The following is a 12,492-nucleotide window of genomic DNA, read 5'->3' as shown; positions in this document are numbered from 1 at the left end:
ATATTTAAATGAATAAATTATTGTATAGTTGTTTTTAATGTCCCAATGAATTTGCTTTATCTTCATATTGTTGATGTCTCAATAAAGGAAGCCCAAAAGCCATAGCGGAATCTGATTGCCTTTGCCCACTTCCGTGTTATACCGTGCATATATAGTATCAGAGGAAATCTTGTTCTTGCTTAGCGTCGTCGCATCGCATATCTTGAACTTCATCGAACCGTCAACCGTGTAATACATGTCGTGATTGCCTTGATTGACCTTGTGGTCTTTCCACAGTGAGTTGACGAAGAATGTTTCCATGGCATCCTGCTTGTCAATCTTAATGGGATAGATGGCAAACATAAGGTTCGAATTGTGCATCATCACTTTTGAAGGCTTCTTTGGAAAGTCTTGTCCCACGGGATAGATTATGTTTATCAGACGGGCATCGGCCAAGTATTTTATATAGTTCATGACCGTGGCACGGCTTGTCTCTATGTCGTTGGCCAGCTGGCTGATATTCGGAGCCTTGGGACCGTCTACAGCGAGCATGTAGAAAAGTTTTTTTATCTTCGTAAGATATTTAAGTTCAATCTGTTTTATCATGAGAATATCTACCTCGGTCATCATATTCATGGTCTTCTGAAGATTTTCCGAATAGTTGCGGTGTTCCTGGTAGAATGGATAGAAGCCGTGATGGATGTAGTCAAGGAAATACTTGCCGGGAGATACTTTAGGAAGTATGCGTTTAATGATATGCTCGTGGTCGTTCAATATTTCGTCAAGCGTGTATGGCGCAAAGTTGTTTCCCGTCTGTAGATTGAGAAATTCACGGAACGAGAATCCACGCAGATTGTAACTTTTGACAATACCGTTGAGCTCGGGATTCTCTTCTTTCAGTCGCATGACGCTTGAACCGGTGAAGACAATCTTCAGTCCAAGGTATTCGTCATAGCATTTGCGCAGCTCACTGCTCCAGTCCGGCTGTTTGAACACCTGGTCTATAAGGAGCACCTGTCCGCCATGCTTATAGAATTCTCCCGCAAAGTCTGCGATGCCACGCCCTTGGAAATAGAAATTGTTCATGTTGACATAGAGGCAGCGCTTGTCCTGTATATCGAATTTCTCTTTTGCATATTGAAGAAGGAAAGTCGTTTTTCCAACGCCTCTTGTACCCTTAATTCCGATCATACGGTCGTTCCAATCAATCTCATCCATAAGGGTGCGACGGACCGGCGCATTTGTATGCTCTACAAGATTGGTATGAGTTCTGAAAAAAACTTCCATTCTTTTAATCTTCTAAATTATTTGCAAAGATAATACTTTCTTCGCAATTTGCAAAGTCAATATTACAAAATGTGAAAAAAATAAGCTAATTTTGTAGCCCAAAGACATAAAACGTATCAATGACAAATGACATTACACATATTTAATCCTGAGCATGATTTGGCTATGGCCGCCAATTTGAAGAACTTCACAGCTTCACATTCTGTCAGGGCATTTCGTACAGACATGGGATTTCTGCCGGCTCTCTGGGCCGGTGACGATGACATGGTAATGGTGGAAGATGCCAAACGTGCATATGCCACATTGAAGAAGATTCGTGCTAGGCTTGCAGCTTCCGGATGTAAAGCAGGAGGAAATGTAGAATTTGTAATGCCGGGGGAAATTGCCGGCATGAAAGTGGAAAAGATTGATGTGTGGGGATGGGACTCTGCCATAGTCAACAGTATATTACAAAACGGTATAATATGTGATACACTGCCGGATATGGGACATTTGGAGATGATACGCAAACTATCACACAGACAAACGGCCACAGGCTTATTGAAAAAATTTGCTGGAGACATTTTTGTCGGTGAATCTTTCTTTTGTGGCAATGTGGATATGGTGGCCGAACTGCTTTACCGATATGGCCGGATAGTAATCAAGGCCCCTTGGAGCTGTAGCGGCAGGGGAATAAGATTTGCCGAAAAATGTATAGGAAACCATCTTGCAGGCTGGATAAAAAACATGTTAAAAATCCAGGGAGGCGTAATGGTAGAACCGTATTATAGAAAGATAATGGATTTCGGAATGGAGTTTTACAGTGACGGACATGGGAAAGTGGACTATGTCGGGATGTCACTGTTCAACACGAAAAACGGAGCATATACAGGGAACGTAATAGCTACGGAAACATATAAGCTGGATATAATAGGAAAATATATTCCGGACGAGTATATATTGAATGTAAAAGAACGTATATGCACATATCTCGGTGACGTGTACAACAACAAATATGCGGGGCCGCTGGGTATTGACATGATGATTGTGCCCCAAAGTGACGGAAGGGGATATCTGTTACATCCTTGCGTGGAAATAAACCTAAGGCGGACAATGGGACACGTGGCATTGGCCGTGGATCCTGAGGATGACGAGATTGTCAGGTCGATGGAAATCGTGAACAACAACAACTATCAATTAAAAATAAAATCTTTATGAAGAAACTACCTTTATTACTAATCTTTGCGGCAATGGCTCTGCCATCGCAGGCACAGTACCGTTCGGAAGTATGGTGTCCGGACAATGGTGACGGAACCTACAAGAATCCTGTCATCAATGCTGACTATAGTGACCCCGATGTGTGCGTGGGAGCATCAGGAACAGACTTTTACATGACGGCAAGCTCGTTCAACTGCATACCGGGACTGCCTATATTACATTCCAAAGACCTTGTGAACTGGGAGATTGTTGGGCATGCTTTGCGTGAACTCACTCCAAAGGAGGTGTTTGACAAAACGGCTCACGGTATGGGTGTATGGGCTCCAAGCATAAGATATCACAACGGCGAGTATTATATATATTGGGGAGATCCGGACTATGGCGTGTATATGGTCAAGACAAAGGATCCAGCCGGACGATGGGACGATCCGGTGCTTGTTATTCCAGGTAAGGGTATGATTGACACCACACCGTTGTGGGATGACGACGGCCGATGCTATCTCGTGAACGGATGGGCAGGCAGTCGTGCCGGATTCAAGAGTGTGCTGTCTGTAAGAGAGCTTTCGGCTGACGGAACACGGGCCATTAGCGATCCGGTGATAGTGTTTGACGGAAACAACGAGCACCACACAGCTGAAGGTCCTAAGTTCTACAAACATGACGGGTGGTATTGGATAATGTGCCCGGCAGGAGGCGTAGCCACCGGATGGCAATTGGCCATGCGTTCGAAAAGCCCTTACGGACCGTATGAGCACAAGACTGTAATGGCTCAAGGCAAGTCGGACATCAACGGCCCACATCAGGGCGGATGGGTACGCACGGCACAAGGAGAGGATTGGTTTATGCATTTTCAGGATAAAGGTGCCTACGGACGTGTGGTACATCTGCAACCTGTAAAATGGGTAAACGGATGGCCTGTAATGGGAGTGGACAAGGATGGTGACCTATGCGGTGACCCTGTGACGAGATATAAGAAACCGAATGTGGGCACGACTTATCCGATACTGAATCCGGTGGAAAGTGATGAATTCAATACTGTTGAGCTTGGTAAGCAATGGCAGTGGCATTCCAATTATGACCAGTCTTATGGCCAGCCAACTCCTTACGGATTTTTCCGCATGTACACTCACAAGTTGAGTGAGAAATTCGTAAACCTATGGGAAGCGCCCAACCTGCTTCTGCAAAAGACTCCGGCCGATGCTTTCACCGCTACGGCAAAGATAAAGTTTGCAGCAAAGAAAGACAACCAGTATGGTGGAATAATAATGATGGGACGTGACTACAGCGCACTCGTGGTAAGGCGGGTGGGGGACAAATTTCAGTTGCAACAAATAACATGCCACAAGGCTGACGGGAACAAAGCTGAAAATGTTAAGGTATTGGCAGAACTTAACCCTACGGCTAAGGACAAAATAAATTACGATCCTGCCATATATCAGGATATTTATCTGCGTCTTGCGGTGAAGGAAGGTGCCAAACTTAAATTTTCATACAGTAAAGATGGAAAGAAATTCACAGCTGTAGGCGACGAGTTTCAGATGCGTGAGGGCAAATGGATTGGTGCCAAGTTCGGTTTCGTGGCTGAAGAACCTGCAGGAAAAGGTGTTACAGGGTTTATGGATATAGATTGGATTCGCGTTACTAAATAGAGTCCACCCGGGCTTCCCAACAGGAAAGGAGCCTTGGACACACGCGTCCACGTACCATAGTGGGAATCTTCATTAGTATGACAACCGTGTCAATATAAATGGTACATTAAAAAAGAATAATCGGGGCATAGGATATCACTTCCTAGTGCCCCGATTTCTTATATCCCATTGATTGTTGCTAAAGCAAATGGGGATGTTTACAGCTTATTGCTCTATTTTATAGAGCTTTATAACCGAGTTAAGACCGCTCTTCATAGGTTCCCAATTTTCATATCCGGTCTTTTTGTAATTAATGGATACAACGTTGATTTCGTTGAATTTACGCCACTTCACGCCTTGTCGATCAAGGTGGGATATTCTGTTAGCCGGCAGATTGGTAACCTCTATGCGTACGGTGTTCACTCCGGCCTTGAAGGCTTTCCTGCATTCGAGGGTGAACGGCACCGACCATGCACATCCGACAAACGTATCATTGATATATACGCGTGCGCTCTCTCTTACGTCGCCAAGATCAATTGTCCAGTCTGAAGCCGCTTCGTCCTTTGTCATCTTTACTGTTGTGGTATACACACCTGTACCCATAGTAACTTTAATGGAATCGTCGTCAAGCTCTTCCCATGTACGCAGTGTATCCATGTCGAAGGTCTTTTTCACTTCCGGTGCACTGCTGAGGAAGGAGAGTGACCATTTGCCATCAAGAATCTTTGTGGCGTATGTCTGCGCAAGACTCCTTTCTTTCCTACCGTCGTTCTGTGGACTGTTGTATGTCTGCAAAATCATTGACTCACCACTTCTCAGATTCATACGAACACCATCAGAAGTCATATCGGCCTTATAAATATCTCCGTTGAGTGGGTTAAACCATCTGGCATCACGTGCATTGACGCACAGCGGTATGCGTGCATCAATATCATCAGGAGACAAATTGGCAATGAAATAATGATATCCGGTATCGTTCTTTCTGCGAATGGCGCGTAGCCCATGTTTGTGTCTCATCGGCTCTGCCTTTGCAGCCTTCTCCATTTCAGCCTTTGCTGTTCCGTATATAATATTGGCTCCCTGTGATTTCAGGACATCAACGTGGGCTTTTACATTTTCAGGCATGCGACCACTACCCGGTATTATAAGTGCATGGTAGCGTGTACCGGCTGCAGTTTCGAGCATACCGTTCTTATATGAAGTAGTAAGCAGATACTTCTCGCTGATATAGTCACAATCGTATCCGGCCTTGTCGATATCCAGAATACTTTTTATGAAATCAGGAGCTTTTCTGGCCATGGAGTGTATATCAAACTGCATCAGTAATGAACCGGCACCTTTGCCCTTGCGTTCCGCCCACATGTCACGTATCGGCAGATATACAAGGAAATCGTTGTCCGGACGTCCCATTTGCAGGAAACTCTGGCATCTTTCGATATACTTCATCAGATATGGTGCATCACGCCATATGCTGTTGTTGGGACTCATATCTATGGATGCATAGAAACGCCATCCCGGCCACGGATCGTTTTTCGGAGAGTAACATGTACCGTGGAAGTACATGTTGTTTACCCCGCATGTGAACATCAGATCGATATCAGGTTTGCATTGTGACAACGAAGTACGGAAATGCTCTGTGAGCCACGTCAATGTCTCACTGCTTACAAGGGTCTTGCCATTGATGTGGGCTGCCGATGATGCATACTTCAACATCGATACGTCACTGTCATTCTTTCGTGTATATCCTGTGTCCTTGCGGAGTCCTTTGATGCCGAATTCTGACAGTCCGAATCCTTCTATTTCCGGAATATCTACAGCTGAATATACATCAATAAGGTTGGCTGGTGAACCATGTGCCTGATTACGCGTCTTCACTCCATGCTGATGTGCCCATGCCGTCCACTGTTCGGTGAAGTTCTCAAGCAACAGGTCGCTCAGTGTTTCACGATAATCGCTCAATACCTTATTATCTTTGTCGTCAACATCACCAAGCAGTTCTGGCAAATGTTCTTCCAATTTGTATCCACGACGTTTCTCAAACTCTTCAAACATTTTCGGGGTCCAGTTTGCCTTGTATACCTCATATGAATCATTAAAGAATGAATGAGGGTAGGGGGTGTTGCTTTCGGCAAATGCTTTCTCAAAGCGTTCAAGGTAATGTGCTACAGCGCTCTTGTCGAAGTGGTCCATCACATAGCCTTCTCCTCCGGGAGCGGCTCGCTTTACCTTTTGACGTGTACGTGAACAATATATGGCGATGATGCGATAACTGTGTTTTTTGACAGATTTTTTCCAAACCAACATGCCGGAAGTGTCGGTCATAGATGTAAGATCCTTAACACCGTCATCGCTATAGGCCATGACTTTGCTTAATGTGCAGAAAGGTTTCTCTTTCTTGTCTTTTATGCTTATGTCGATACCTTTGCGCAGTTCTGCACCAGTAATGACGGTGTCCGTATATGCTAGTTTGGCAGCAGCTTCGCTTATAGGTACCTCTGGACCGCCGAACGGCCATCCTGTGCCGCAGTTCATGTCTATCAGCAGACTGTCTTTTACACCCTCAGTCTGAACGAATTTCAGAGCGTTCATCCATGGTGTGGAAAGGAAACTGAGCTCATTTTTCTCGTTTCCCTGCACACCATATAATGGTGTTATTTCCAAGGCACCGAGTCCGGCCTTGGAATATTCCTGCATATTCCATTGCAAATCGCTTTCGTTGACTGCCGAGCCCAACCACCACCATCGTGTGCCAGGTTTGGCTTCCAAAGAGGCTGTCGGCCACGACTGAGCAAACGTCCCTCCGGCAATAATTGACATTGCCGCAATTGTAAATAGTCTGTTTATCATAATTTTAATAGTTCAATTCCTATAGGAGGTAATGGATTTTATTCCAACTGTTTTTATAGATTAATTCCCATCCGGTTTTGTCATCTCGGCATTTTTAGCCGGTGCCCATTTGAATGTATTCCAATCATCAGGCATATTTGGAGCAAAGTCTTTGAAGTCTGCTCTCAGATTCTTCAATACGGTAAGATTGTGTTTCTTCATACCCATTATGACCATTTTTGCAACCTCGTATGCTCCATAGGGATTAAAATGGGTGTTGTCTGCAAGTTCTTTTTTCTGACCTGGAAATGTATTGGCAGGATAATGTACCAAAGCACGTTTACTGTCTTCATACCCCAGGGTCTGGAAAAACTCACGCGTCATTTCGTGCAGGTCTATTACCGGCACATTCTCTCGCTCTGCTACAGCAAGCATGGCTGCGGGGAAATCTCCATGAGTTTCCTTTATAGTCTTCTTGTCGTCTGCAAACTGACGGCGCTGTGTGGGAGTGCAAAAGATAATCGTGGCACCTTTAGAACGTACATTGTCGATAAATATCTTGAGATTGCGTGTATAATGATACCATGCTCCCGTACCTGGGCCTTTCTCTTTCTCGTCGTTATGTCCAAACTCACATATTACATAATCCTCATTTTTCAAGGTTGACATAATTTTGGCAAGCCTGTTCTGTGCAAGGAAAGATCCTGCAGTGAGACCGCTCTCTGCATGGTTTGATACAGCCACACCACTGTCAAACCATCTTGTAATCATTTGTCCCCAACTGGCCCAAGGCTCGTTGTTTTGGTCTACAACAGTGGAATTTCCACACAAATATATGGTGGGACAAGCGTCATCACGCTCTATACGAATACTTTTCACAGCAGGGGCATCGCCATTGAATTCAAGTGTCAAACGGTCGTCCCAGCTTAAATATTCTTTCTCTCGTTCTTTTATCCTGACTCGTTCTTTTCCATTAATCTGTGGTGAACGTTTATTCACGACAAATTCGAATGTTGCAGTCTTTCCTTTGGTGGTATTGACATTTTCTGCCATCAGACGCCTACCTTCGGCTCTGACCGTAGTATTGGCTGCTTTCTTTTGAGAGCCAAGTATCACTTTCACCTTATAGTTTCCATCTGGAACCTTGACTGAAAAATAGAATGGAGATTTTCCTTTGGCTGTCGGCACCGGCAGTATGTCATATCCGTATCCGATAGAGTCGGAATACACAGGCTGCGGCTTTGTCATGTCAAAATCAAATGATTGTGCGCCGGTAATTACAGGCATACCGGCTGCAAGCAAAATAGATAATACAGTTTTTTTCATCGTTTTATAAATTAGTCCTTATTTTATTTGATTGAATCGGGCGGAAAGAGAAAGATATTTAATTACCTGATAATTTCTATTTATCATAATGCCCATTATGTATTTTATGTCATTATATGGCCTTCAGCAATTCAATAAGACATTCTTTATCATTCCAACTGAATTCCGGCATCATAATCACAGTCTTGAATTTGCGACGTTTTTCCTTTGATATTATATTGTTTATAATTCGTTCGTGAACCTTTATTATTTTTCCATCTAACTCATAGAAAAAATAATTCACAAGAGGATATTGCTGTTCTTCATCGTCCGACATATCCAATGAAGTGACATTGATCTGTGACTTTATCTCAAGATTGGTTATCTGTCTGTTGTTCAACAATTGTGCCATATATGATTCCATATCTATCAGTGTTGCACAAAGCAATTTGTTTCCGGCCACAGAATCTACAACATATGCCAACAAAGTATCTATACAGCAATAATGACGGTCGCCAAAATCCACTGTTTTTATCTGATTCATGTTGGCTTGCATGTTTGTTTTACCGTGTTTGTATAATAAGGAGCCATTTTTCATAAATACATTAGCTTGCTTATGTCTTATTACGCTACCGTTCTTCAAAGTAATTACAGCGGGCTTAAACTCATCATAAACTGTTGTAATTTTGGTTGTTACAGCTTTCTCCTGTGCTGAGACTGTAACAATCAAAATGCCTGCCAATACTAATAATATTAGTTTTTTCATAATTTGTTTTAATTTAGAATGCCATCTAAGCAAATCCAAATGGCTCGGCAAATATACAAAAAAAAAACGATTTACGTTTTCTTTTTCTATAGATAAGTACTTTATTAAAGCATTTTATATCCGAAACAATGACGTATTGCATAATCAGAATATCGCTTTTATGGGATTTGTATGTATAATCTTCTTTTGAAACTCGACTCGGTACAAACATACATAATATGAATACTTGTTTTGTTTGGAAAAACCTGTTTTTTATGTTTTTTTAAGCAAAAATACACTTGTATTGACATACAACTTATCGCTTTTTTTTGTAATTTTGCAGCGTTTTTCAGCTGTATTAGCGATATAAGATTGATAATCAAGGAGTTAAAACAAAAGCAAAGAAGAGAATGAGACAATTAAAGATCCAAAAGAGTATTACGAACCGTTCGAGCGAGGCACTTGATAAGTATCTTGTAGAAATAGGACGTGCTCCACTAATCTCAATTGATGAAGAAATTGAATTGGCACAGAAAATACGTAAAGGTGGTCCGGAAGGCGAGCGCGCCAAGGACAAACTCGTTACGGCAAATTTGAGGTTTGTTGTTTCTGTGGCCAAACAATATCAGCATCAGGGTCTTACGCTCACTGATTTGATAGACGAAGGTAATATCGGATTGATAAAGGCTGCACAGAAATTTGACGAGACACGAGGATTCAAATTCATATCATACGCAGTATGGTGGATTCGCCAAAGTATTCTTCAGGCTATTGCCGAACAGAGCCGTATTGTGCGACTGCCTCTCAATCAGGTTGGTTCACTCAATAAAATCAATCATGAAATAAACAAATTTGAGCAGGAAAACCAACGCCATCCCTCCGTGTCAGAGCTTAGCGACGCAACCAATCTTGACGAAGACAAGATTGGTCAGAGCCTTATGGCCGACGGGCATCATGTTTCAATAGATGCTCCATTTCAGGACGGTGAGGATAATTGTATGCTTGATGTTATGGCCAGTGGCGACGACAGTCGTACAGACCGTCATGTAGACCATGAGTCTATGGCACAGGAACTAAACACTGTGCTCAACAAGGTCCTCAAGGAACGTGAGATAACCATTATACGTGAATGCTTTGGCATAGGCTGTCATGAGAAAGGCCTCGAGGAGATAGGCGACCAATTGGGGCTTACAAGAGAACGTGTACGTCAAATCCGCGAAAAGAGTATTGCCAAATTGCGTGACAGTGGCAACGCAAAGATTCTTATGAAATATTTAGGCTAAAATATCATAATATTTTTTGAAACTTAGAATATTATTAGTATTTTTGAGCCATGAAATGCAGATGGTTCATTACATTTAGAATACTGCTGGGCATGTTTTTATTCATGCCCAGTTTTGTTTTGTCAGAAATAAAGCGTGACACTTTGCTCATGAACCGTATATTCTCCTACCGTAATAATTTTATAGAGAGCATACCGGACACGACTGACAACATATATCTTAAATACAGTTTTCACACAAAAAGGCGTAACCCTACCCTATTTTTTGTGCCATCCATGTATACCATAGCGAGAGGCAGCAGACACAATATCGGTGAGACATACGGTAAAATAAAATTCAAAAACATAAATGATTATGATATAAAGCGTCAAGTGACAACAGGAAGCATATCAAGCTATCGCAAGACAATGCCTGTGATGCTTGACTATATCATTCCCGATTTATACAATATATCATTGTTTAATGACCATATATTATCGCCATTTTATAGCAAGAACTCGAAATATTATCGCTATAATATCTCAGACACGGATGGCAATAATGCCATAGTATCATTCAAGCCACGTATTACAAACACCCAGCTTGTGAACGGAAGCGCGGAAGTTGACAGACTTACAGGACGCATATTACGTGTTACACTGAAAGGTAATTACGACATGATACATTTCAATGTCAGCGCTGATATGGGAAACGATTCATACGGTAATCCTCTTTTACCCACACTGTGCCAGACTGAGGCTGGATTCAGGTTTTTGGGAAATGATATCGATGCACATTTTTTGCTTGTACTTGACAATAAGACCTCATTACCCGACTCCACCAATACGTCTGACATTAAACTCATGGACAGCATCAGACCCATTCCGTTGGCAGATAACGAAAAAGAAGCCTATAGGATATACATCGAAGAGAAAACACCCCGAGATACATTGAACAGTAAATCTTTCAGGCGAAAAACAAAACTGAGGAAAATAGCCTGGGATATTATCGGTGACCATATGCTCAACAGTATAAAAGCAGAAAACGAGCGTGTATACATTAAATTTTCACCACTCGTAAATCCTTTATACATGAGTTACAGTGGCAGTCGCGGTTTGTCATATAAAATAAATATGGGTGCACGCTACAATTTCTCTGCAAACAGCAACATTACCCTTTCACCACATATGGGCTATAATTTTAAAATAAAACAATGGTATTTTAATATACCAATGCGATATACTTACAATAAGAAACATGATGCATGGACAGAGCTTACATGGAAGACCGGCAATAGAATAACAAACTCCAGTGTTCTTGATATTCTGAAGAATGAAACACGTGACACAATTGATTTTTCATCACTTGATCTTGACTATTTCGATGATCATATGTTGCAACTCAAAAGTAACATATCACTTTTCAAGCACTTTAATGTATCAGTGGGGTGTGTATATCACCAGCGCAACGCCGTGAACAAAAAAATTCTTGAACTGATAGGTAAGCCATCCGTATACAAAAGTTTTGCACCTCAGGTCACGCTTGGCTTCGTGCCATACAAGTCAGGACCTATATTCACAGCCAACTATGAACGCAGCATTCCAAATGTTTTAGGTTCAGATACTAAATATGAAAAATGGGAGTTCGATTTGTCATTCAAGAAAAAGTTGAACCTATTGAGTAAATATAGCTTTAGAGTTGGCGGTGGTTTTTATACAAACAAGTCTACCGATTATTTTGTAGACTTCTCAAATTTTCGTGAGAACTACATTCCGGGAGGATGGGACGATGATTGGAGTGGGAATTTCCAGTTGCTGAACAGTCAATGGTATAATGCATCAAAATATTATATCCGGACCAATTTTTCCTATGAATCACCTCTTCTATTACTTACATGGATGCCTGTTGTTGGCAGATACATAGAAACAGAACGTATATATGTAAGCGTATTGCAGATAGAATACACGAAACCTTATTTTGAAATAGGATACGGATTTACCACCCGCTATCTGTCAATTGGAGCTTTTGGCAGTTTTCTTGAAGGTAAACCCAAAGAGTTCGGATGCAAGTTTACCTTTGAGCTGTTCCGAAAATGGTGACATTGAGTCCTGTGACAAACATCTAATTGCTCTGCAACAATTCAAATCAATTAAAGTCAAAGTGCCGCTTTCATATTCCCAAAGTGCCACTTAAGGAATGCGAAAGCGGCACTTTGAGGATGCAAAAGTGGCACTTTGGGAATGCGAAAGTGCCATTATTACAA

Annotated in this window: 8 protein-coding genes; 4 read left to right on the top strand and 4 right to left on the bottom strand. The window is 42.1% G+C overall.

The window, feature by feature from the left end:
- Positions 1-78 precede the first annotated feature (78 nt).
- Positions 79-1,266, bottom strand: a complete 1,188-nt coding sequence (locus tag HPS55_RS00230; RefSeq protein ID WP_172173288.1) for an ATP-binding protein — start codon at positions 1,264-1,266, stop codon at positions 79-81.
- 126 nt (positions 1,267-1,392) lie between these two features.
- On the opposite strand from HPS55_RS00230, the gene HPS55_RS00225 reads away from it, so the two are divergent.
- Positions 1,393-2,463 carry a hypothetical protein gene (locus tag HPS55_RS00225; protein ID WP_172173285.1) on the top strand — a complete coding sequence of 357 codons (1,071 nt, stop codon included), beginning with the start codon at positions 1,393-1,395 and terminating at the stop codon, positions 2,461-2,463.
- Positions 2,460-4,112, top strand: coding sequence for a glycoside hydrolase family 43 protein (locus HPS55_RS00220; protein WP_172173282.1), 1,653 nt, complete (start codon positions 2,460-2,462; stop codon positions 4,110-4,112). The genes HPS55_RS00225 and HPS55_RS00220 overlap by 4 nt, the downstream gene beginning before the upstream one ends.
- Before the next feature lie 204 nt (positions 4,113-4,316).
- Here the strand turns inward: HPS55_RS00220 and HPS55_RS00215 are convergent, their stop codons facing one another.
- The 3 genes from HPS55_RS00215 to HPS55_RS00205 form a co-directional block, all read right to left on the bottom strand.
- Entirely contained in the window at positions 4,317-6,938 is a 2,622-nt protein-coding gene (locus HPS55_RS00215) for a glycosyl hydrolase (protein WP_172173279.1), read from the bottom strand.
- Between the two features lie 60 nt (positions 6,939-6,998).
- A complete protein-coding gene (locus tag HPS55_RS00210) occupies positions 6,999-8,243 on the bottom strand; it encodes a rhamnogalacturonan acetylesterase (protein WP_172173276.1) in 1,245 nt (414 codons plus the stop codon).
- Between the two features lie 112 nt (positions 8,244-8,355).
- Positions 8,356-8,988 (bottom strand): hypothetical protein, encoded by a 633-nt coding sequence (locus HPS55_RS00205; RefSeq protein WP_172173273.1) that lies wholly within the window; start codon positions 8,986-8,988, stop codon positions 8,356-8,358.
- 389 nt (positions 8,989-9,377) lie between these two features.
- Here HPS55_RS00205 and HPS55_RS00200 point away from each other — a divergent pair, with 389 nt between their 5' ends.
- Together HPS55_RS00200 and HPS55_RS00195 are read left to right on the top strand one after the other, a co-directional pair.
- Positions 9,378-10,250 carry a sigma-70 family RNA polymerase sigma factor gene (locus tag HPS55_RS00200; protein ID WP_172173270.1) on the top strand — a complete coding sequence of 291 codons (873 nt, stop codon included), beginning with the start codon at positions 9,378-9,380 and terminating at the stop codon, positions 10,248-10,250.
- A 149-nt stretch (positions 10,251-10,399) separates the two neighbouring features.
- Entirely contained in the window at positions 10,400-12,328 is a 1,929-nt protein-coding gene (locus tag HPS55_RS00195) for a DUF5686 family protein (RefSeq protein WP_172173267.1), read from the top strand.
- Positions 12,329-12,492 lie beyond the last annotated feature (164 nt).

Source organism: Xylanibacter rodentium, from assembly GCF_013166575.1.
GTDB classification, from domain to species: domain Bacteria; phylum Bacteroidota; class Bacteroidia; order Bacteroidales; family Bacteroidaceae; genus Prevotella; species Prevotella rodentium.
This window is presented reverse-complemented; position numbering and strand designations above follow the sequence as displayed.